Origin of the sequence: Streptomyces sp. NPDC101151, assembly GCF_044768335.1 — a bacterium.
Lineage (GTDB): Bacteria > Actinomycetota > Actinomycetes > Streptomycetales > Streptomycetaceae > Streptomyces.
The window spans coordinates 17,682-38,666 of sequence record NZ_JBIWPP010000017.1 but is presented as its reverse complement, the minus strand read 5'-3'; the positions used below and the strand labels follow the sequence as shown (position 1 = coordinate 38,666).

Annotated in this window: 22 protein-coding genes and 2 pseudogenes; 11 read left to right on the top strand and 13 right to left on the bottom strand. The window is 71.5% G+C overall.

Annotated elements, in window-relative coordinates:
* Positions 1–82 precede the first annotated feature (82 nt).
* Complete coding sequence (locus ACIRU3_RS27580) at positions 83–1,414, bottom strand: aminotransferase class I/II-fold pyridoxal phosphate-dependent enzyme (protein WP_404061378.1); 1,332 nt, start codon at positions 1,412–1,414, stop codon at positions 83–85.
* A gap of 35 nt (positions 1,415–1,449) precedes the next feature.
* Here ACIRU3_RS27580 and ACIRU3_RS27575 point away from each other — a divergent pair, with 35 nt between their 5' ends.
* Entirely contained in the window at positions 1,450–2,133 is a 684-nt protein-coding gene (locus ACIRU3_RS27575; RefSeq protein WP_404061783.1) for a pyridoxamine 5'-phosphate oxidase family protein, read from the top strand.
* A 201-nt stretch (positions 2,134–2,334) separates the two neighbouring features.
* Here the strand turns inward: ACIRU3_RS27575 and ACIRU3_RS27570 are convergent, their stop codons facing one another.
* Both ACIRU3_RS27570 and ACIRU3_RS27565 read right to left on the bottom strand, forming a co-directional pair.
* Positions 2,335–3,339 carry an EamA family transporter gene (locus ACIRU3_RS27570; RefSeq protein ID WP_404061375.1) on the bottom strand — a complete coding sequence of 335 codons (1,005 nt, stop codon included), beginning with the start codon at positions 3,337–3,339 and terminating at the stop codon, positions 2,335–2,337.
* A 154-nt stretch (positions 3,340–3,493) separates the two neighbouring features.
* Positions 3,494–4,075, bottom strand: a complete 582-nt coding sequence (locus ACIRU3_RS27565; RefSeq protein ID WP_404061372.1) for a Clp protease N-terminal domain-containing protein — start codon at positions 4,073–4,075, stop codon at positions 3,494–3,496.
* 198 nt (positions 4,076–4,273) lie between these two features.
* On the opposite strand from ACIRU3_RS27565, the gene ACIRU3_RS27560 reads away from it, so the two are divergent.
* Positions 4,274–4,516 carry a hypothetical protein gene (locus ACIRU3_RS27560; RefSeq protein ID WP_404061800.1) on the top strand — a complete coding sequence of 81 codons (243 nt, stop codon included), beginning with the start codon at positions 4,274–4,276 and terminating at the stop codon, positions 4,514–4,516.
* Between the two features lie 78 nt (positions 4,517–4,594).
* Positions 4,595–5,023 (top strand): SRPBCC family protein, encoded by a 429-nt coding sequence (locus tag ACIRU3_RS27555; protein WP_404061369.1) that lies wholly within the window; start codon positions 4,595–4,597, stop codon positions 5,021–5,023.
* Positions 5,024–5,105: 82 nt separating this feature from the next.
* Here ACIRU3_RS27555 and ACIRU3_RS27550 read toward each other — a convergent pair whose 3' ends face one another.
* Together ACIRU3_RS27550 and ACIRU3_RS27545 are read right to left on the bottom strand one after the other, a co-directional pair.
* On the bottom strand, positions 5,106–5,741 hold the full coding sequence (locus tag ACIRU3_RS27550; RefSeq protein ID WP_404061367.1) for a PadR family transcriptional regulator: 636 nt from the start codon (positions 5,739–5,741) through the stop codon (positions 5,106–5,108).
* Positions 5,742–5,942: 201 nt separating this feature from the next.
* Entirely contained in the window at positions 5,943–6,122 is a 180-nt protein-coding gene (locus tag ACIRU3_RS27545; protein WP_404061364.1) for a hypothetical protein, read from the bottom strand.
* On the opposite strand from ACIRU3_RS27545, the gene ACIRU3_RS27540 reads away from it, so the two are divergent.
* Positions 6,108–6,284 (top strand): hypothetical protein, encoded by a 177-nt coding sequence (locus tag ACIRU3_RS27540; RefSeq protein WP_404061362.1) that lies wholly within the window; start codon positions 6,108–6,110, stop codon positions 6,282–6,284. The genes ACIRU3_RS27545 and ACIRU3_RS27540 overlap by 15 nt on opposite strands.
* 180 nt (positions 6,285–6,464) lie before the next feature.
* Complete coding sequence (locus ACIRU3_RS27535) at positions 6,465–7,277, top strand: PhzF family phenazine biosynthesis protein (RefSeq protein WP_404061359.1); 813 nt, start codon at positions 6,465–6,467, stop codon at positions 7,275–7,277.
* Between the two features lie 15 nt (positions 7,278–7,292).
* Here the strand turns inward: ACIRU3_RS27535 and ACIRU3_RS27530 are convergent, their stop codons facing one another.
* A complete protein-coding gene (locus ACIRU3_RS27530; protein WP_404061780.1) occupies positions 7,293–8,087 on the bottom strand; it encodes a CPBP family intramembrane glutamic endopeptidase in 795 nt (264 codons plus the stop codon).
* A 632-nt stretch (positions 8,088–8,719) separates the two neighbouring features.
* Positions 8,720–10,237 (bottom strand): glutamate--cysteine ligase, encoded by a 1,518-nt coding sequence (locus ACIRU3_RS27525; protein WP_404061356.1) that lies wholly within the window; start codon positions 10,235–10,237, stop codon positions 8,720–8,722.
* 568 nt (positions 10,238–10,805) lie between these two features.
* On the opposite strand from ACIRU3_RS27525, the gene ACIRU3_RS27520 reads away from it, so the two are divergent.
* Entirely contained in the window at positions 10,806–11,390 is a 585-nt protein-coding gene (locus tag ACIRU3_RS27520; RefSeq protein ID WP_404061353.1) for a hypothetical protein, read from the top strand.
* Positions 11,391–11,752: 362 nt separating this feature from the next.
* Positions 11,753–11,959: a DUF5999 family protein gene (locus ACIRU3_RS27515; protein WP_404061777.1), complete on the top strand. Its 207-nt coding sequence runs from the start codon at positions 11,753–11,755 to the stop codon at positions 11,957–11,959.
* A gap of 203 nt (positions 11,960–12,162) precedes the next feature.
* On the opposite strand, the gene ACIRU3_RS27510 is transcribed toward ACIRU3_RS27515, so the two are convergent.
* The 4 genes and pseudogenes from ACIRU3_RS27510 to ACIRU3_RS27495 all read right to left on the bottom strand — a co-directional run bounded on the left by ACIRU3_RS27510 (position 12,163) and on the right by ACIRU3_RS27495 (position 14,514).
* On the bottom strand, positions 12,163–12,993 hold the full coding sequence (locus ACIRU3_RS27510) for a carbohydrate ABC transporter permease (RefSeq protein ID WP_404061350.1): 831 nt from the start codon (positions 12,991–12,993) through the stop codon (positions 12,163–12,165).
* Positions 12,990–13,987: pseudogene (locus tag ACIRU3_RS27505) on the bottom strand (carbohydrate ABC transporter permease). Before ACIRU3_RS27505 ends, ACIRU3_RS27510 begins: the two are co-directional and overlap by 4 nt.
* Positions 13,988–13,993: 6 nt before the next feature.
* Positions 13,994–14,137, bottom strand: a pseudogene (locus ACIRU3_RS27500) (ABC transporter substrate-binding protein); the annotation flags it as partial.
* A 164-nt stretch (positions 14,138–14,301) separates the two neighbouring features.
* The gene (locus tag ACIRU3_RS27495; RefSeq protein WP_404061347.1) at positions 14,302–14,514 is read right to left on the bottom strand and encodes an SAV_915 family protein; all 213 of its coding nucleotides are present in this window, start codon (positions 14,512–14,514) and stop codon (positions 14,302–14,304) included.
* Positions 14,515–14,967: 453 nt separating this feature from the next.
* Between ACIRU3_RS27495 and ACIRU3_RS27490 the strand changes: the two genes are divergently transcribed.
* The 3 genes from ACIRU3_RS27490 to ACIRU3_RS27480 all read left to right on the top strand — a co-directional run bounded on the left by ACIRU3_RS27490 (position 14,968) and on the right by ACIRU3_RS27480 (position 18,969).
* Positions 14,968–15,498, top strand: a complete 531-nt coding sequence (locus tag ACIRU3_RS27490) for a universal stress protein (protein WP_404061344.1) — start codon at positions 14,968–14,970, stop codon at positions 15,496–15,498.
* Between the two features lie 124 nt (positions 15,499–15,622).
* Positions 15,623–16,180, top strand: coding sequence for a hypothetical protein (locus tag ACIRU3_RS27485; RefSeq protein WP_404061341.1), 558 nt, complete (start codon positions 15,623–15,625; stop codon positions 16,178–16,180).
* 830 nt (positions 16,181–17,010) lie between these two features.
* Positions 17,011–18,969: an APC family permease gene (locus tag ACIRU3_RS27480; RefSeq protein ID WP_404061338.1), complete on the top strand. Its 1,959-nt coding sequence runs from the start codon at positions 17,011–17,013 to the stop codon at positions 18,967–18,969.
* An 87-nt stretch (positions 18,970–19,056) separates the two neighbouring features.
* Here ACIRU3_RS27480 and ACIRU3_RS27475 read toward each other — a convergent pair whose 3' ends face one another.
* Complete coding sequence (locus ACIRU3_RS27475) at positions 19,057–19,653, bottom strand: DUF1707 domain-containing protein (RefSeq protein ID WP_404061335.1); 597 nt, start codon at positions 19,651–19,653, stop codon at positions 19,057–19,059.
* A 124-nt stretch (positions 19,654–19,777) separates the two neighbouring features.
* On the opposite strand from ACIRU3_RS27475, the gene ACIRU3_RS27470 reads away from it, so the two are divergent.
* Entirely contained in the window at positions 19,778–20,173 is a 396-nt protein-coding gene (locus ACIRU3_RS27470; RefSeq protein ID WP_404061332.1) for a molybdopterin-binding protein, read from the top strand.
* Between the two features lie 284 nt (positions 20,174–20,457).
* Here the strand turns inward: ACIRU3_RS27470 and ACIRU3_RS27465 are convergent, their stop codons facing one another.
* Entirely contained in the window at positions 20,458–20,955 is a 498-nt protein-coding gene (locus ACIRU3_RS27465; RefSeq protein ID WP_404061329.1) for a molybdopterin-dependent oxidoreductase, read from the bottom strand.
* Between the last annotated feature and the right edge of the window lie 30 nt (positions 20,956–20,985).

Below are 20,985 nucleotides of genomic sequence, written 5' to 3'. Positions count from 1 at the left end.
GGGGGTGCGCTGCGCGGAGCATGCGCGGGTGCGGGTGCAGGTGCGGGCCGGTCGCCCCCCTCTATACGTAGGTCCTGACCGGCTATACGTAGGTCCTGACCGGCGCCGGTCCCACCGCTGCCGCAACCGCGGCCGCCAAGGGGTCGACCTCCCCCGCGCCCAGCGTCGAGACCGTGATGCGGATCCCTGGCGGAGCGTTCAGGCGGAAGCGGGCTCCCGGAGACACCGCCCACCCCGCGTGCAGGAGGCGGGCCACCGCGCCCGTCTCGTCGGGGACCGGCACCCAGACGTTCATGCCGCTGCGGCCGTGGGCCGCGACACCTCGCTCGGACAGCGCCTCGATCAAGGCGTCCCGGCGGCCGCCGTACGAGGCCGCCACCTCGCGCGTGTCCACCGCGCCGTCGCTCCACAGCCGCACCACGGCCCGCTGGAGGAGCCGGCTGACCCAGCCGGGACCCAGGCGCTGGCGTCCACGCACCCGGTCGAGGGTGACGGTGTCCCCGGTGAACACCGCCAGTCGCAGGTCGGGGCCCCAGGCCTTGGCGACGGAGCGCACGAAGGCCCAGTGGTGGGCGCCCCCGGCGAGCGGGTGCAGCGGCACATCGACGATGCCGTGGCCGTGGTCGTCCTCGATCAGCAGCGTCTCGGGGTACTCCCTGAGCACCGACCGCAGCGCACGCGCGCGGGGGGCGGTCAGCGCGGCACCGGTCGGGTTCTGCGCCCGGTCCGTGACGATCAGGGCACGCGCCCCGGACTCCAGCGCACGGCGGACGTCGTCGGGGCGTGGCCCTTCGTCGTCGAGACCGACGGGCAGGGTGCGCAACCCGAGCGCCGGGACCAGGTCCAGCAGGCTGCCCCAGCCGGGGTCCTCCACCGCCACCCGGTCGCCCGGCTTGAGGTGCGCCATGAGGACCCGCTCGACGGCGTCCAGGGAACCCGAGGCCAGGGCGACGGGACCGTCCGGCACTCCGTCGGCGTCCAGTGCGGCGCGGGCGAGGCGCGCCAGCTCCGGCTCCACGGGGTCGTGCCCGTACAGCACGGGTTCGCCATCGCTCTGCACGGCGGCCGCGGCGAACGCCTCCGCCAGGCGCGGCAGCAGCGCGGGGTCCGGGCTGCCGTCGGCCACGTCCCGTACGCCCTCCGGCACGTCCACCCGGATCTGCTCGCGCCCCGTCGTGGCCGGTTTGGCACGGACGCGGCTGCCCCGGCGCCCGGCGGTCTCGATCACCCCGCGCTCGCGCAGGGTGCGATAGGCGGCCGCGACCGTGTTCGGGTTCACCCCGAGTCGTGCCGCCAACTCCCGCATGGGAGGGAGCGGTTGGCCCGGCTCCAGCTCACCGGCGCCGACCGCGCGCTCGACACTGGCCGCGATCTCGGCTGCGCCGTGTCCCTGAATCCGATACTCTCCTAGCACAAAATAAATTATGCACTAGTGCAATGGAGATCGCCATGCAGGGGACCCGGGAAACTCCGCCGCAGTCCGCCGCCTACGCCTCGACCGACCGCACCATGCCCACACGCGGCGCGCAGAAGGCGTCGTACGACAAGGACGTGGTGCACGCGATACTCGACGAGGGTTACGTCTGCCACCTGGGATTCGTCCGCGACGGTGCCCCGGTGGTGCTGCCGACGCTGTACGGCCGGGTCGGCGAGCGGCTCTATGTGCACGGGTCCACGGGTTCGCGGCCGCTGCGGATGACCGGTGAGACGGACCCGGGCCTCGCGGTGTGTCTGACGGTCACCCATGTCGACGGGCTGGTACTGGCCCGCTCCGCCTTCCACCACTCGATCAACTACCGCTCCGTGGTGGTGCACGGCATCGCGCACGAGGTCACCGACCCCGAGGAGCGGCGCACGGCCCTGGACGCGCTGGTGGACCAGGTCGTGTCGGGCCGGTCCGCCGACTCCCGGCCCGCGAACAAGAAGGAGCTGGCCGCCACCGCGGTCATCCGCCTCGACCTCGACGAGGTCTCCGCCAAGATCCGCACCGGCGGCGCGAACGACGAGCCCGAGGACCTCGCCCTGTCGCACTGGGCCGGAGTCGTCCCGCTCCGCAAGGGCTACGACGCCCCCGTCGCCAACTCCGACCTGGAGCCCGGCATCGAGGTCCCGGACTACCTGGCGGCGCTGTGACGTAGGGGGCGGGGCCTCCGCACGGGAAGCCGCTCCCGGCGATCGCGGGCCCCGCACGACGCCGGGCCGCGACCGCGACCGCACCCCCGACCGCGCCGAACGTCAGCACGGGGTGCCGATCAGCAGCGTTCGCCTCCCGGAGGCCCGCCTCAGGCGGCCGGGGGCGGCAGGACGAGTGGGTTCAACGCCATGATCGGCACCTCAGGCGGCCGTTCCCCTGGCGGACAACTCCCTTTCCGCGCCGCCGGTGGCCACCGGCTCGGCGGAACCCTTGGCGGGCGTCGAGGACTGGGCGATGAACGCGCCGATCAGGACGACGGCGCCGCCGAGGACCTGCGGCGCCGACAGGTGCTCACCGAGCAGCACCCAGGCCAGCACGGTCGCGATGACCGCCTCCAGGCAGGCGACGACACCCGCGACCTGCGGGGACAGCCGCCGCACGGACACCACTCCGGTGATGTACGCGACGACCGTGGCGACCAGGACGATCCAGGCGAGCAGGGCGACGGCCGGGACGGCGGTGCCGTTCATGTCCGCGGATCCGGCCAGCACCGACCAGTCCATGCTCCAGGGGCGGGCCACGACGGTCAGCACGGCGGCGCCGACGAGCAGGCCGTAGGCGATGACACCGAGCGGGTCGGGCGCCTGGTCACCCGCCTCGCTGCCCTGGTCGGACAGGACGAAATAGCCGACCTGGCAGCAGGCGGCGCCGAGCGCGAGCAGCAGGCCGAGCGCGTCGAAGCTCAGCCCCGACCACACCTCGACCACACAGGCGAGGCCGCCGGCCGCGAGCACCACGCCGAGCGCTGCGGCGCGCGAGACGGGCCGCCGCTGCACGAAGCGCACCCAGCCGAGCACGAGGGCCGGGGCCAGGTACTCGACGAGCAGCGCCACACCGACCGGGATACGGGAGAGCGCGGCGAAGTAGCAGGCCTGGACACCGGCTACGGCGAGCAGTCCGAATCCGGTGAGCAGCGCGGGGCGGCGGCGCACCAGGGCGCGGTGCCGCACGGCGAGCGGCAGCATCACCAGGGCAGCACCCGCCACCCGCAGCCACACGACGTGGAGCGGGTCGAGTCCCGCCTCGATCAGCGGCTTGGCCGCGACTCCGGACCCACCGAAGGCCAGCGCCGAAGCGAGCGCGAGACCGAGCCCGACGCCCTTGCCGCGGTTGCCCTGACTGCTCTCAGACGTATGCACCGGCACATGATGACAGGCGATGACATGAGCGTCACCCCCGTTGACACCTGTCTCAGGGGATGGACTCCTGCTCAGGGCATGGACGCCTCAGGGCATTCCGCAGGGCATGGACTTCCCAGGGGCGGGCAGATACTCGGTCGGGCGGGTCCGGCGCCCTGGTTCAGCAGGCCGCCCCGCCGTCACCGGCGTACTCCCCCGCACCGGCCTCGGTCCGGTCGCGCAGGTCGCGGGTGGGGATGCCGGCGCGTTCGAGGACCTCGACGGCCCGGGACTGCGGGTCCACGACGAGCGCCGCGAGCAGATCGGTGCCGCTCGCCCGGTTCTCGCCGCGCTGCCGGGCGCGCCGGCGGGCGTCCTCCATGGCGGCGGCCGCGGTGGGCGACCACGCTCCGGCGTCCTTGGGCTCACCGCCGTACAGGGCGGGGTCCGGTACGACGGCGATCGCGCCGGAATCCTCCACGGTGCTCTGCCAGCGCAGCCCGTAGCCGATGCTGCGCTGCACGAGGTAGCCGAGCAGCCGGGCGAGGTGCGGGGCGTCGCCGACGGCGGAGCGGACCTCCGGATCTGACTCGAGCAGCGAGTGGAGCAGATGGGCGGTGTCGATCTGCCGGTCACCGTCCCGCACGGCCCGGCGGCGGGCACCGGCCACCACCGCTGCCAGCTCGGCACTGAGCCCGGCATCGTCGTCCGTGGGCGGACCGCTGAGGTCATGGGCGGGCTCGCGGGCTTTACGGTGTTGCACGTCCTCCACCCCATCAGCCCCAGGGCTCCGGGTCATCAGCGAGGGGAACCATCTTCACGTCCCGCAGAGAGTGGACATCACCGGCCGGGATCTCATCCTTACGGAGGAGATCAGGCCGTTCTCGGCCAAAAGGCGCGCGGAGTCCTGCCACACGCCCCGAACGCAACCACCGCGCACCCGCGCACGTCCAACACGGTCATGGAGGACGGGTGCGAGTGCTGGACGGTGGCCCTGCCGGCCATCGACGGCAAGCAGTACGTGTACCGGGTGTACGCCCCCGAGGACGCGCTGCTCGCCGACCTGTTCTGGGAGGCCTGGCACTGCCACGAGGAGAGCGCCCTCCCGCGCGCGTGGGACCTGTTCGACACGGCGGTGATTCGACGGGTGGGCCGAGGTGGCGCGGTGGGCCCCGAGCACCCACCCGAAAACCACAATTCCTGACGGTTCATCAGTATTGAATGTTCGAGGCCCTGCGGCTACGTTCCGCGACACCGTAGCCCGAAACGAAGGGGTGGTCGCATGGCCGAAGTCAGCGCGGAGTCACGCATCCAGGCACCGGCCGAGAAGGTGTGGACCCAGCTCACGGACTGGTCGTCGTACGGCGAGTGGAACGCGACCCACACCAGCTTCCCCAAGGGCGGCCCCGAGACCTTGGCGGTGGGCGGGACGTTCCAGGAGAACATGAAACTGATGGGCTTCCCGGCGGAGGTCGACTGGACCATCGAGGAGCTGGAACCGGCCCGGGTGTTCGCCATTCGCGGCAAGGGGCCGATGGCGGTGACCGTCGCCACCCGCTACACACTCACCCCCGACGGTGACGCCACGACGGTCCGCATCGACGGCGAGTTCACCGGCGCCGCGGTGTCACTCATGGCGGGCAAGCTCAAGGACTCGGCGACAGCCGCTCTCCATGAGTCGCTGCGCAAGCTGGGCGGACTGGTGGCCTGACGCCCGGACTCGGACACGGGAAGGCGCCCCGCGGAGATTCCGCGGGGCGCCTCGGTCCCCGTACGACGTCGACACTCGCCGCTCAGTCCTCGTCGGCGAGGATGAGGTACAGCTTCTTGCGGGCGTCGTTGATGACGGTCAGCGCCTTGTCGCGCTGTTCCTTCGTGCCGGTGTTCCAGACCTGCCCGAAGGCCTGCATCAGACCGAAGCCGGCCTGCCGGATCTCCGTGAGAGCCTCCCAGTCGACCCCCCGCGTGGCTTCCTCCCAGGGGGCGTCCGAGCCCTCCTCGGCGGCGCTGCGGCCGCTCTCGGTCAGGGAGAACAGCTTCTTGCCGCCCTCGCTCTCGCTGACGATCAGGCCCTCGTCCTCCAGCAGCTGGAGGGTGGGGTAGACCGAGCCGGGGCTGGGCTTCCACGCACCGCCGCTGCGCTCGGCGATCTCCTGGATCATCTCGTAGCCGTGCATGGGCCGGTCCTTGAGCAGGGCCAGGATCGAGGCACGCACATCACCGCGCCGCGCCCTTCCCCTCGGACCCCCGCGTCCTCGCGGCCCCCAGGGCCCCGGTCCGAATCCGGGGCCGCCGGGGCCGAACCCGGGTCCGCCCGGCCCGAAGGGCCCGAAGGCACCCCGGCGCCCCTCGTATCCACCGAACCCGGCCCAGCCGTGCCGGCCCGGGCCGTCCTGACGATGTCCACGCTCGAATCCGTGGCTGCGCATCGCAATCACTCCATCCATCGTTGATCTGTCACGTATCGATCGCGTTCCTTACGCGATACCTCAACGATATATCGGTAGCGAGTTCATTGACAAGCCCCTTCGGGAGATGAGGCGTCCCGTCTCCACCGATCTGACCCTGGTCTCGGACGATCTGGTCCGATCGGCCCGACGTCTCAGGCGGTCTGGACCGCAACGGCCTCGTCATCGCTCATTGCCGATGGGACGGTCATCGGCGCCCGTCGCAACCGAGACGTAGTGCACGTCGGCCGGTGAGATCAGGACGTCGGGCTTGTGCGGGCCCTCGCGGAGAGTGATCTCCGGCGAGTCGTCCATGGCGAAGGCATCGAACGCGATGCGGTCGATGAAGTGGCCGAGGCACACCGCAAGAGTGCGCGCCGCGTTGGCACACCGGTTCTTGAAGGCATCATCGGACTCGGCCGTTTCGATCGCAGCGCGAGGCTGACAGCCTGGGCAATCTGCGTCGATGTCGAGCGGACCAGGCTGATCGGGATTCCGGGCGGCATCCGCACGTACCGGACCTGATCAGCTGAGACTTCGGGGCCGACCCGGGAGGCGTGTTGCCTGTCCGCGTGCGGGCGAGCTGCTGGTACGACCGGTTCGTCCTCGTGTCTGCGACCGCCGCCGCGGCGGACGGCGAAATCGGTCCAGGGGTCGTGAATTGGCCTTGGCCGCCGTTCGCCCCGCGGCTCTAGCGTCTGGGCCATGCGCATCCGAATCGTCGACGCCTTCACCGACCGCCCCTTCGCCGGCAACCCGGCCGGGGTCCTGCTCCTGGACGACGTCTTCCCGGACGACGACTGGCTCCAGAACGTCGCCCTGGAGGTCAACCACGCCGAGACGGCGTTCGCGCACCGGCTGCCCGAGGGCGGCGAGGCCGACTGGGCGCTGCGCTGGTTCACGCCCGTCGCCGAGGTCGCGATGTGCGGGCACGCCACCCTCGCCACCGCCCATGTCCTGTACACCACCGGCGCCCACGAGGGGCCGGTGCGGTTCGCCACCCGAAGCGGTGTGCTCGCCGCCACGCCCGGTGCGGACGGCTCGATCACCCTGGACTTCCCGACCGCCCCGCTCACCCCGGTCGAGGTCCCGGCCGGGATCGGCAAGGCGCTGGGCGCCGAACCGGTCGTCGCCTACGACACCGGCCCCGACGTCGGCGATCTGCTGGTGGAACTGGCCGACGAGCGGACGGTCCTCGGGCTCACTCCCGACCACAAGGCCCTCGGGGTCCACTCCGCGCGCGGCATCATCGCCACCGCCCTGGCCGAGGATCCGTCCCTCGGCCACGACTTCGTCTCCCGCTGCTTCTTCCCGAACGTCGGTATCGACGAGGACCCGGTCACCGGCAGCGCCCACACCGCGCTCGCCCCGCACTGGTCGGCGCGTCTGGGCCGGGAGGACCTCACCGGTCTGCAGGCCTCCCGCCGCACCGGGCTGGTCCGCACCGGGCTGCGCGGTGATCGCACGCTGCTCACCGGCCGTGCGGTCACGGTCATCGAGGGCGAGCTGCTGGCCTGAGCGGGGTGCTGGTGCTCAGGCCGTCGGCAGCCAGCCCACCTTGCCCGCGAGCAGGGCGTAGCCGACGAAGGCGCCGATGTCGAGCAGGGAGTGCGCGACGACCAGCGGGCCGACCCGGCCCCAGCGGCGGTAGAGCCAGACGAAGACCACGCCCATGACCATGTTGCCGATGAAGCCGCCGATGCCCTGGTAAAGGTGGTACGAGCCGCGCAGGACCGCACTGGCCACCAGTGCGGTCCCCGGGGTCCAGCCCAACTGCCCCAGCCTGCGCAGCAGATAGCCGACGACGATGACCTCTTCGAGGATCGCGTTCTGCAGCGCGGACAGCACCAGCACGGGGTACTTCCACCACACGTCGGGCAGTGCCTCCGGCACCACGGTGAGGTTGAAGCCGAGACCGCGGGCGGCCAGGTAGAAGGCGATGCCGGTACTGCCGATCACGGCCGCGACCCCCGCGCCCCGGCCGAGGTCGGGCCAGGGCCGGGTGCGGTCGAAGCCCAGTGTCCGCAGGCTCTCGCCCTCACGCAGCAGCAGGTGGGCGACCAGGGCGACGGGGACCAGCGCGCTGGCGATGCCGAAGAGCTGCCAGGCGAGGTCCAGCCAGGGGCGGCCGGGCGCGGCCGAGGCGTTGAGGGTGGCCGCCTGGTCCTTGAGACCGCCTGGTTTGGTGACCGACCCGACGAAGCTGATCAGTGCGGACAGCCCGCTCGCGCCGAGCGAGAGCCCGAGAACGAGCAGCGTCTCGTCCCGGAAGATCCGCCGCGAGAACCGCTCCCGCGGATGAGCATCGGCCACCGGGTCAGCCTCCACCTGCGCTCCGATCGACAGGTGGCTCACCAGCCCCCTGTGCACCTTCGTCCCGCAAGGATCGCAGAAGCACCGGCGAGGACCACGCACCGGGCTCCCCGGAGGCCGACTCGGGCCCCCTCGGCCCCCTTCATCAACCCCGCGGCCCGGGGCGAGGGCCGGCAGGACACGCGACCGAGGGCCGCCGGCCCGCACGCGAACCCACCCGACCCAAGCCTCGACCGCGCGTCACCGGCCCCGGCACCGCCCGCACCCGCCTTCAACCCGGGCAGCCCCGACCAAACACCGGCCCCGGCCACGCCACCCGGCCTCGACCGGACCGCCGACCCGACAGCACCAGTCCCGACTCCCCTGCGCCACCGCGGCACCGCGGCACCGGGCCACCGGGCCACCGGGCCACCGGGCCACCGGGCCACCGGGCCAGGCAATCGACCACCACCCCCAGCAACCCCGCACGCGCCGCGACCAGGCGCCAGACCGGCGGCCCCCGCCCGGGCACCCGGCTCCACCCGGGCATCAGCGACCCGACACCGGCTCCGGCTACGCGGCCCCGCTTCGACCGGGCCGCCGGCCCGACAGCCTCCGCCCGACCGGACGCCGGTCCTCGACAGGCTGATCCCCGGCCCGACCGGACGTCAGCCAAGCGGCGCCGGCTCAGGCAGCCCGACAGGCCAGGTGTGGACCGGCTCCCCCGCATGCATCAGTTCGGCGTAGCGTCGCGTCGTCGCGGCGAGTGCCGCCTCGCGGCCGAGGCCCAGTTCCCGGGCGCGGTGGAAGGTGGCCGCCTGCCAGGACGCCCCGTTGGCCCGGTGCCGGCACCGCTCCTCGATGACGCCCAGGTAGAGGTCCCGGTCGGCGGCTTCCACGCCCCACGCGTCCAGGCCCGCCGAGGCCAGCGGCAGCAGCTCGTCGCGGACGAGGGTGACCGCGTCGACCTCGCCGGTGCCCCCGTAGCGTCCCCGCCGCGGCCAGACGAAGCGTGCGTCGATGCCGTACCGGCACGCCGCGTCGAAGTTGGCCTCGGCCGCCGCGAAGGGCAGCCGGGTCCACACCGGGCGGGACTCCTCGGCCAAGGCGCGCACCAGGCCGTAGTAGAAGGCCGCGTTGGCGATCACGTCGGTGATGGTCGGTCCGGCCGGCAGCACCCGGTTCTCCACGCGCAGGTGCGGGACGCCGTCCGCGATGTCGTAGACGGGCCGGTTCCAGCGGTACACCGTGCCGTTGTGCAGGACGAGCTCCGCGAGCCTGGGTATGCCGCCGGCGTCGAGGACCGCCAGCGGATCCTCCTCGTCGCAGATCGGCAGCAGGGGCGGGAAGAAGCGCAGGTTCTCCTCGAACAGGTCGTACGCGGAGGAGATCCAGCGTTCGCCGAACCAGATGCGCGGCCGCACCCCCTGGGCCTGGAGTTCCGGCGGTCGGGTGTCGGTGGCCTGCAGGAACAGCGGGGGCCGGGACTCGCGCCACAGCTCGTGCCCGAACAGGAACGGCGAGTTGGCGCCGACGGCGATCTGCGCGGCGCACGCCACCTGTGCCGCGTTCCACACGTCGGCGAACCGGGCCGGGGTGACCTGGAGGTGCAGCTGTACGGAGGTGCACGCGGCCTCGGGAACGATGGACTTCGAGGTGCAGGTCAGGTGTTCCACGCCCTCGATGTCGACGACGAAGTCCTCGCCGCGGGCGGCCACGATCTGGTCGTTGAGCAGGGTGTAGCGGTCCGCGTCGGAGAGATTCGCGGAGACCAGGTCGTCGGGTCCGAGCGTGGGCAGAATGCCGATCATCACGATTCCGGCGTCCACCTCACCGGCCTTCCGGTCGGCATACGCCAGGGAGATGCGCAGTTCCTCGGCGAGACGGTCGAATACCCGGCCGCCCAGCCGGTGTGGAGCAATGTTGACTTCCAGATTGAACATGGCGAGTTCTGTTTGGAAATCACGGCTCGCGATCCGCTCCAGTACCTGCCCGTTCAACATTCTGGGCATGCCGTCCGGACCGGCAAGATTCAATTCGATCTCCACCCCCATGAGGTTCTTCGGGCGGTCGAACCGCTTCTCGACCAGCAGTCGCTCCAGTCCCGCCAGACACTTTTGGAGCTTTTCGCGATAGCGCTGGCGATCGGACAGGTCGAACTGCCCTGCCACGACCTTCTCCCCCATCGAAGTGTCCCTCCTCGGATGGGCGGGCCGAAGATCCGGCCGCCGGGGTTCCGGGTCAGGTGGGATGATGCCCAGCCGAAGCGATCGATAACGTCCCATGCGGTCCCGGCACCCGCTACTCTGTCGGAATGTTCCCCGCGGCACATTCACGCGGCATGCCGCAGCACGCACCTTCGGGTGCCCCGATCGCCTCGTGAAAAACACCGACGACATTCGGCCGACCGCAGTGGCGTCGTATTCCGAGGTCAGCAGTGCGGTCCCGGCGAGACATCGGGATGATTCACGCGAATCGCCGACCGATTAACCCCTTGCCGGGCCGACCGGAAACCGGTAGACGGAAAATCATCTGAACACGTGTCGTATAAACTTTGCGAACAAGGCCTAAGGTTGGTGCCCGCGGTCCCGGTTCCTGTTGTGTTCCTGCCCCCGAGATGACGGACGGCAGGCCTCAGCCGCACCCTCGTTCACCGATCCGGGCCCACACCTCTCAGGCCACCCGTGAGCAGACAGCGCCGTCCGCCCCACCCTCCTCGCGCCACCGCGCCTGTCGAACGAGAGGCGACCCACCATGCCGCTGCACGTGCCCCCTGCCCCTGCGCCCGCACTGCGCTCCGTCCTCACGGCCCTCGGTTCCCCCACCGCGGTCCGTGAGGCACGAACCCCTGCCCTGCGCACCGCACAGGGTCCCGCGACACCCGAACTGCCCCTCCCCGTACACGTGTTGGACCGGATCACCGCGCAGGGCCTGTCCGCGACACGGCTGGCAGGCTGGCGCTTCCTGATCCGCTGCGGCGACCGCGCGGTGGCCGCGGCCGACACCATGCTGACCGCGGACGGCTGGGCCTTCTCGCACTTCTTCGAGGGCCCCTACATCGTCTCCACCGAGCGGGCCCTGCAGCAGGCCGAGGCGCTGCCGCAGCCGTACCAGCCGCGCCTGCTGTCCGTGCCCGGGCTGTACATGCTCACCCTGTGGCTGCACGGCGACGTCACCGCCGACGGCGCCGAGGCCCATCCGGCCGCCTCCGATCTGCTGATCCCGCTGGCCCCGGCGCCGCCCGGCATCTCCGCCCACCGACCGCACCGGGTCTCCGAGTTGCTTCCCGTGCTGACCCATCGGGCGACTCCCGTCCCGCTGCTCGGCTCGCCCGCCTGACCGACGCCCGCGTACCCCGTTGCCCGGAAGGGCGGCGGGGTACGACTGTTTTCCGTGATGCGGATGCTTTTCCAGGGCCACGGAGGCCCGGAGGAATAGAATGCGCTCGTACGAGCAATTACCCGCTCCTACGAGCTGAAAAGGATCTCTACCGTCCGGACTAGCCCTATCCGGCCCCCCGAAACCACCCAAAGGGACAGTGCAGTTGAAATGAACCGTCCGCCCGGGTGACGCGTCATGAACCTGTGAGAAGCGGTGCCGTCAAATCCCTGCGGAATGACGCCCAGAGGGCAACACTGGGTTCCGACCGACTATCACCACGGGGGACGAACATGACCACGACAGAGCGAGAGATCCCACCCATGTGCCAGCACCAGCCACCGTGCCCGCCAGCAGAGTCCGCCGCCCGGGAGTCCGCCCGTCTCGTGGCGCACCACCCGGAGCAGGGGTGGAGCCTGCTGTGCAACGGCGTCCTGCTCTTCGAGGACACGGGTGAGCTGCTGCCCGACGGCCGTGTCATCGCCCCGCACCGACCGCTCGGTGTGGACAAGGTGATGACCGCCGCCTGAGCAGCACCCCGGGTGGTCCGCCGCACCGCCCGGTGACTCCAAGGGGCCGGCCGCACGCCCGTGGTGCGCACCGGCCCCGACGCGTGTCCGGGGGTGGCTACTGCCCGTAGCCGAGCGCTGCCGCAGCGCCTTCCGCGGCGCGGGGCAGGCCGGCTTGGGGTTCAGCTGCGGCTCCCGTCTCCCGGATGGTGTGCGGGTGCGGCTCAGCCCTTGGTCGCACCGGCGGTGAGGCCGCCGACGAGCTGGCGTTCGGCGACCGAGTAGAAGGCGAGGGCGGGGACCATGGCGAGCACGAGATAGGCGAAGACGCGGGCGTACTCGGTGGCGTACTGGCCCTGGAACTGCTGCACGCCGATCGGGATGGTCCACCAGGTCGAGTCGGTGAACACCAGCAGCGGCAGGAAGAAGTTGTTCCAGCTGGTGACGACGGCGAGCACGGAGACCGTGCCGAGCGCGGGCCGCGCCATCGGCAGCAGGATCCGCCAGAAGAAGCCGAGCGGGCCGCAGCCGTCGAGGGTGGCCGCCTCCTCCAGTTCGCCGGGGATCTGCCGGAAGAAGCCGCGCAGGACGATGATCGTCATCGGCACGCCGAAGGCGGCCTGCGGCAGGATCACGCCGAGCGGATTGTCCAGCAGGTGCATCGAGCGCAGCAGCGGGAACAACGGCAGGGCCGCCACCGCGAAGGGGAACATCAGCCCCATCGTGAACAGCGTGAACAACGCCTCCCGGCCGCGGAAGGCGAACCGTGCGAAGGAGAACGCGGCGAGGGCGGAGACGGCGACGACGATGACCGTCGTACCGACGGCCATGAGCGTGCTGTTGCCGACCAGCCGCCAGAAGGAGCCCGAGCCCAGGATGTCGCCGTAGTTGGCGAACACCCATGGCCGGGGCGGTCCGACCGGATTGCGGGAGAGCTGGTCGGTGGACTTGAAGCCGGAGAGCAGCGCGTACAGCAGCGGTACGGCCATCACCGCGCCGACCGCGATCAGCACCACGTGCAGCGGAAGAGTACGGCCCTTTCGGCGCCCGCTCATGCGCCCGCTCCTCTCATGTTCGTGGTCGCGCCCTCGAGGTCGCGGCGGAGCACGAACCGCTGGTAGGCGAGGGCGAAGACGAGGCTGATGGCGAACATGACCACGCTGATGGCACTGGCGTAGCCGACCTGATAGCGCTTGACGCCGTACTGGAACAGGGTCACGGCGATCGTCTCCGAGTGGTGGTCGGGGCCGCCCGCGGTGACCACCCACACCAGGTCGAAGAGCTGGATCGACCCGATGACGGACAGGAAGACGCTGATCCGCAGCGGGGCGCGAGCAACGGCAGGGTGATGTGCCTGAAGCGCTGCCAGGGTCCGGCGCCGTCGACGATCGCCGCCTCCCTCAACTCGGCCGGGACGGACTGGAGTCCGGCCAGGTAGAGCATCATGTGGAAGCCGAAGTACTTCCAGGTCATGACCAGGAAGAGGGTGGCCATCACGGTGGAGGTGCCGGCGAACCACTCCCCGCCGAGCCCGTCGAGACCGATGCCGCCCAGGACGTGGTCGGCGAGGCCGTCCTGCGGGGCGAAGATCATGCCGAACAGCACGCCGGTGATGGCCTCCGAGAGCACGTACGGCGCGAAGAACAGCATCCGGTACACCGCACGGCCGCGCATCCTCTGGTTGAGCAGCACGGCCATGGCCAGCGCGAACGGCAGCTGCAGAGCGAGCGACAGCACGACCAGGAGCAGGCAGCGCCCCAGGTCGCCGAGGAAGAGGGGGTCCTGGAGGAGCCGCGTGAAATTGTCGGTGCCGGTGTAGTCGGACGGTATGCCGAAGCCGCCCCAGCGGAAGAAGGACGCGTACAGCGCGAACAGGATCGGCAGCAGGACCAGTACGCCGAACAGGGCCAGCGCGGGCAGCTGGAGGCCGACGGCGGTGAGCCAGTGCCGGGTGCGCCGCCGCGACGGCCCCCGCGCCGCGCGGACGGCCGGTGGCGGACGGTCGGCGGCCGGGCCGCTCTGCCTGCCGGGGAGGAAGGTGGAGGTCATCGCCGGCTACTGCTCTTCCCTGGCGGTCCTGGTGATGGACTGCGCGACCTGCTCGGGCGACTTGGAGCCGGCGATGAGGGCGGCCACGCTGTCGTTGACCTCCTGGCCGACGGCCGGCGCATAGGCCTGGTCGAGGTAGAGCTGGAAGCGGAACGACAGCAAAGCCCGGGCGGGCCGGTCGGCGAGGGAGGGAAGACCGGCCCGCCCGGGAGTCCGGTGCGGGGATGTGTGACGTCAGCTGCCGGGGCGTACTCCGAGCGGGAGTTCGGCCTCGGCGAGGACCACAACCGCAAGGGTGAACCGGTGCAGGAGGGTCACCGGGTGCTCCCTTCAGCGATGCGGAAGGCCGGCAGCGGGACCGGATGCGCGGCGGGCGCGGCGGCCGGGGCCGTGGCCGTGGGGTCGATGGTGACCGTGGTGACACCGAGCGGTGCGGTCAACGCGCGCAACGCGGGCTCGGCGAGCCGGATCCACCGCTGATCCGGGCCGAGCGTTTCGGCCGGGCGGCCGGCGGAGGTGAAGGCCACGGCCGTACGGTCGACGAGGGGGTGCGGAAGAGACGGGCCGCGCACCCGTTGGGTCCCGGCCGGACAGGGACGAACAGAGGTCCGGCCGGGTTGCGTTCGTAAGGCTCCGGGTCGTCACCGCAGACGGGTTCGGGCATGACTTGCCTCCTGACAGGAGCTTGCCGGCCTTGAGTGCCCCGGACGCGGGGAGGCGGACCGAGGCTGCCTCGACGCTATGCCCGTGCGGGTCGGTGCCCCGATCCTCATGACGCGATGCTGACGCCGAACGGGGCGACGCTGACGGGATGCTGACGGGGAACGGGCCCCGTACCGGACCGAGGTCGTCAGCGAGCTGCCAGGAGGCGGCCCGTCGGCTGGTCGAATCGCGCTCGCGGGGGTGGGATGGAAGGGAAGCCCTGTACGCGGGCCGATCCGAGGGGACGCCCGCGGGCATCCGTGAGGAACGGTGGAGTCATGTCCGGTTACGACGCCTCGACGGCCGCCCGTGTCGTGGTCGGCGTGAGCGGCTCCCTGGGCAGTGTCACCGCCCTGCGCAGGGCGACGGCGCTGGCCCGGCGCCTGGGAGCCGAGCTATGGCCGGTGCTGGCGTGGGAGCCGTCCGGCGGTGATCCCGCCGCGCGCCGCTCGCCTGCCGCCGGTCCGCCGATCGAGGAGTGGCAGCGGCTGGCCAAGCAGCGGCTGGCCCATGTGCTCGACGAGATCTTCGGCGAGGGCGGTCCGGGTGTTCCGATGCATGCCGTCGTCGTCCGCGGCGCCCCGGGCCGGGCACTGGTGGCGATCGCGGACCGCGAGGACGACTTCCTGGTCGTGGGCGCGGGCCGGCGCGGACTGCGGGGCGCCATCTCGCGTCGCGTCTCACGGCACTGCCTCACGCACGCTGTCTGCCTGGTCCTGGCGGTACCGCCGTCGCCGCTGGAGTCCGACCTGATGTCGGTCCACCGGCGCAACGCATGGCACCTGCGCATGGACACCCGGGGCCTGTGACGAGCGGCCGGCGGGCGGCCCTGCGCTGTCTGTGCGTCAAGACGTGGCGCCGTGCCGTCAGGGTCCCATCAACGAACGGCCCGGGCGTCTCCCGTCTGCCCCTCCGTTCTCTACCTTCGGGCTCATGGAGCACCGCGACGACACCCGCCCCGAGGTGATGGCCCCGCACCCGCGCGACACCGGTTCCGTGGTGTACGACCGCCGGTGGACCTCGGACCTGTACAGCTCGACCTGCTGCGCGGCCGTGCTGCTCGGCATGCTCCTGCTCGTCGACGGGATGGCCGGGACCCTCACCTGGTGGCGCTCGGCCCTGTGGCTCACGATCGCCGTGCTTCTCCTGCTCGTGCTCTTCCCCGCCCGCGTCTCGGCCGGCGAGGACTGGCTGGCCTCCCGTCGTCTGCTGCGCACCCGTCGGGTCCGCACCGATCGGCTGGTCGCGGTGCGCCCGCTGGGCGGCGTCTCGCAGCAACTGGTCCTGCGCGACACCTTCGGCGCGCGGGTCGAGATCGACCCCGACGTGCTGCTCCGCAACCCCGACCTCTGGTACCGCCTGGCCGAGGCCGCCCACATCTCGGATGCCTCCGGCACCCTCCTCTGCGGCACAACGGCCCTGCACGACCTCGCGGAACGCCTCGACCGCGAGACGGCACTGACGGTGTTCAGGACGTCGAACCTGGCGTAGCGGGCTTCAAGGGCGGCCGTGCTGCGCCAGCTCAATCCGGGGGCTCGCATCCCTGCCCCGGCCGGCAAGCCACGCACGCACGTCATGCCCAGGCGCCCTTCCGCGAGGCGTGTACACCGGGTCCGAATGCGGCAATGCACGCGTTCGCAGGGGTGATCGGGCAGCCTGCACCGCCCCGGCCCGGGCGGCGGCGCACACGCGCCCGGTCGGCGGACAGGCGCAGTATCGGCTGCGCGTCCGGCCTCGGCCGACAGCGCACGTCGGCCCAGACGGAGCCTCCCCCGGCCGAACTCCCCCGGCATGCACCGGCCACCGCCGGCCGCATCTCCCCACCCCCACCCCCGCACCCGGCACCCGGCACCCGGCACCCGGCACAGGCCAACGCGCCGCCGACCCCGCCCGAACGCCCCACCGGCCCCGCCGACGGCACCCCACACACCGTCGAACCAACGGGCGCGAATCCCTCGCCCGGGCCACCCCGGCACCGTCCCGGGCCGCCGCGAACGCGCCCCCGGCCGAGTCGAGCCACCACCCCCATTGCGGCTGCGCTTCGGCATTCCTCGGGGCAGCATGGAGATGTCGTACGAGATGACGCTCGGTGTCCGGGCTCGGTCCGGGGCCCTCTGTCCCCCATACAGCCCAAAGTGACCCACCGGCCTCCGGGCCTCCGTTTCTTGTCGTGTCACCTCCCTCCGTCGGGTCTTTCTTAACGCAAGATTGACGCCCCGGACCCCCGGATCCGTGGGCCCAGGCGTCACTCTCTGCTTACGCTGTTGCCGCCGTCCGCGTGATGGCCGGAATCAGCTGAGCCGCACACCTGGAGCACGCCGATGGCCACGACCGAGCACCCTCCCAGTCGCCTGCGCGCCTGGATGTTGGAGGGGCTGTCCGACATGGGCAAGGGCGGTGGCCACGACCACGACGGACCCCGCGCCGAGCCGGAGGCCGAGCACCGGGGCCAGCGCTGGTGGCGCGTGATGTGCCTGACCGGTGTCGACTACTTCTCCACCCTCGGCTACCAGCCGGGCATCGCGGCCCTCGCAGCCGGCCTGCTGTCGCCGGTTGCGACCATCGTGCTCGTCATAGTCACCCTGGCCGGCGCCCTTCCGGTCTACCGCCGGGTGGCCGAGGAGAGCCCGCACGGCCAGGGTTCGATCGCGATGCTGGAGCGACTGCTGTCGTTCTGGCAGGGCAAGCTGTTCGTCCTGACCCTGCTGGGCTTCGCGGCCACCGACTTCCTGATCACCATCACCCTGTCGGCCGCCGACGCCTCGACCCACCTCGTGGAGAACCCGCACCTCACGAGCACGCTCCACGGCCACCAGATGGTGATCACACTGTTCCTGGTGGCCCTGCTCGGCGCGGTGTTCCTCAAGGGCTTCCTGGAGGCCATCGGCGTCGCCGTCGCCCTGGTCGGCATCTACCTCGCGCTCAACGTCGTCGTCGTGATCGCCGGCCTGTGGCACCTCATCACCGCCGGGCACGTGATCACCAACTGGACGAGCGCCCTGACCGCGGAGCACGGCAACGTCTTCGTCATGATCGGCGTGGCCCTGATCGTCTTCCCGAAGCTCGCCCTCGGCCTCTCCGGCTTCGAGACCGGTGTCGCCGTCATGCCGCACGTCGAAGGCGACAAGGGCGACACCGAAGAGCGTCCGGTCGGCCGGATCCGGGACACCAAGAAGCTCCTGACGACCGCCGCCCTGATCATGAGCGCCTTCCTGATCGCCACCAGCTTCATCACCACGCTGCTGATCCCGGCCGACGAGTTCAAGCCCGGCGGGCAGGCCAACGGCCGCGCGCTCGCCTATCTCGCGCACGAGTACCTGGGCGGAGCGTTCGGCACGGTCTACGACGTCTCGACCATCGCCATCCTGTGGTTCGCCGGCGCCTCCGCCATGGCCGGTCTGCTCAATCTGATGCCGCGCTACCTGCCCCGGTACGGCATGGCCCCGCACTGGGCGCGGGCCGTCCGCCCGATGGTCATCGTCTTCACCCTGGTCGCCTTCCTGGTGACCTGGATCTTCGACGCCAACGTGGACGCACAGGGCGGCGCCTACGCGACCGGTGTACTGGTGCTGATCAGCTCCGCGGCGATCGCGGTGACCATCGCCGCCCGCAAGGCGGGGCAGCGCGGCTGGACCGTCACGTTCGCGATCATCTCGGTGGTGTTCCTCTACACGACCGTCGTGAACGTCATCGAGCGCCCGGACGGTGTGAAGATCGGCGCCTGCTTCATCGCGGGCATCATCATGGTCTCGCTGCTGTCCCGGCTGGCCCGGGCCTTCGAGCTGCGCGTGACGCACGTGACCATGGACCCGATGGCGGAACGATTCGTCCGAGACATGGCCAGCCGCAAGATGCGGTTCATCGCCAACGAGCCCGACCAGCGCGACAAGACCGAGTACCGCGAGAAGATCGAGCAGATCCGGGCCGACAACGAGATGCCCGAGCAGGAGGACTTCGTCTTCGTCGAGGTCACGGTGACCGATCCCTCGGAGTTCGAGGCCGGCCTGACCGTACGCGGCGAGGTCCTGCACAACCGCTATCGCGTCCTGACCGTGGAGTCCGCCTCCATCCCCAACGCCCTCGCCGCGCTCCTCCTCCACGTCCGGGACATGACGAGCTGCACCCCGCACATCTACTTCGAGTGGACCGAGGGCAACCCGTTCGCCAACTTCCTGCGCTTCTTCCTCTTCGGGCAGGGCGAGGTCGCCCCGGTCACCCGCGAGGTCCTGCGCGAGGCGGAACCGGACCGCGCCCGGCGCCCCCGCGTCCACACGGGCTGAGGCATACAGTCCGGGACCGGCACCGCCGGCCCGCAGTCGGCAGTCGGCAGTCGGCAGTCGGATCAATTCGGGAGGACGGCGCGCGCCTCAGGCGGTCGCCGTCCTCCTGCCGAACAGCCGCCGCGGCGGCCGCACCTCCACCCGGCCCATGCTCAGCCGTCCGTGTATCTCCACCCGCAGCACGACCGGCGTCCCGGGATCCCCGGCCGGCCGCACCTTGGTCCTGCCGTACTCGATCACCAGGGAGTCGGTGTCCACGACCATGCCGGGCCGGGTGATCAGCCGCAGCGTGCCACCGCGCAGGTCCAGGTCGATGCCGAGGGTGTCATGAGTGATCACCGCCCGGGTGAAGTCGAGTGTCACATCGCCCCACTCCGAACGGATCTCCATCCGGCGCGGCACCGCCCATCCGTCGCCGCGCAGGGCCGAGGCGCCCTGCTGCTCGATGCGGACCACGTCCTCGACCTGCGCCGCCCCGACCGCGTCCGGCAGGTCGGCGGTCAGCCGAGCCAGCTCCCCGAGCGTGCGCGCGGACAGGGCGACCGCCACCCGCTCGTCCTGTTCCTCGGCGGTGAGCCTGCCGTCCCCGGCGGCAGCCGTCAGCACGTCCACCACCCGGTCCCGGTCCGCGTGCGAGGCCTTCTGCACGGACGGCACATCCGTGGGCACCAGCTCGGCCGACATACCCTCACCTCGATTCAGACGCCCCCGCAGGGAGCCACCGACACGCACTAACGCTATATCGCGTTATACCCAACGGCCAACCCCACGTCCACGGTTCCGTGGTGGTGGCCCTATCGTGACCGGCATGCAGTCCTACACGATCGGCCAGGCCGCCCGGCTGCTCGGCGTGAGCCCCGACACCGCCCGCCGCTGGGCCGACGCCGGCCGCGTGGCCACCCATCGCGATGATGCCGGGCGGCGGCTCATCGACGGCAAGGACCTCGCCGCGTTCTCGGTCGAACTCGCGAAGGCGGGCGCCGGCGAGGAAGACGCCTCCTACACCTCGGTCCGCAACGCCTTCCCAGGCATCGTCACGGCCATCAAGCTCGGCGACGTCGCCGCCCAGGTGGAGATCCAGGCGGGCCCGCACCGGCTGGTCTCACTGCTGACCCGGGAGGCCGTGGAGGAACTGGGCCTGGAGGTCGGCATGGAGGCCACCGCGCGCGTGAAGTCCACGAACGTGCACATCGATCGCGTCTGAGAGCGTGCAGCGCCCGAGCGATCGCGTCTGAGACCGAGCAGCGTCCGAGCCGTACGCGCCCACGATCCGTCGCGGGCGAGGAACGCCTCAGGGATCTCCCGGGCTTCCGGAGCCTCCAGCGTGCTCAGCGGTACGGCGCCCGCAGAGCGGTCTGCGTCCGGCAGCGGCCCGAGGACGGCACGGCCGGGCCGTTTGCGGCGCGGACGTCGGCGTGGCCACCGGCTGGTAGCGCGTCGAGGCCGGTCAGGGTGGTGGCGTCGACGAGCGGGCGACCGGTGTGCGGTTCACGGAGTTGCCGCTGACGCGCGGGCGGGTGCGGTCGGCGCCGGATCGCCGAAGCCGTAGGCGCCGTCCACCCGGATCGCCGTGATCCCGCTGATGTGCCGGGCCCCGCAGCGGTCCTGCGGCAGCACCAGCTGGGGGCCCGCCGCATCCAGCGGAGTGCCGTCGATCGCGACCGCGAGCAGCACCGGAGCGTCCGCGAAGTCCGGGTCGATCTCGGCCCAGGACAGCAGGGCGTGGTGACCGTCGGCGCCCGTGACGGCGATGAGGAAGCGCAGCCGGTCCTTGCGCCGGGCCGGGTCGAATCCGGGTCCGGCGTCGGCGAGCACGTCGTACAGGCGCGGGCCGGCGAACCGGTGGTGCTGGATGCCGCTGGTCGCGCACTCGAAGCTGACGTCCGCCCGGTGCTGCTGCCAGCCGAGCAGATCCGGCACGGTCAGCCGGGCCGGTCGTACGAGATCGCCGGTCAGGGCGAGTTCCGCGAGCTTCACCGCGACCACCTCCCGCAGGACCGTACCCCCGGCTGAGCA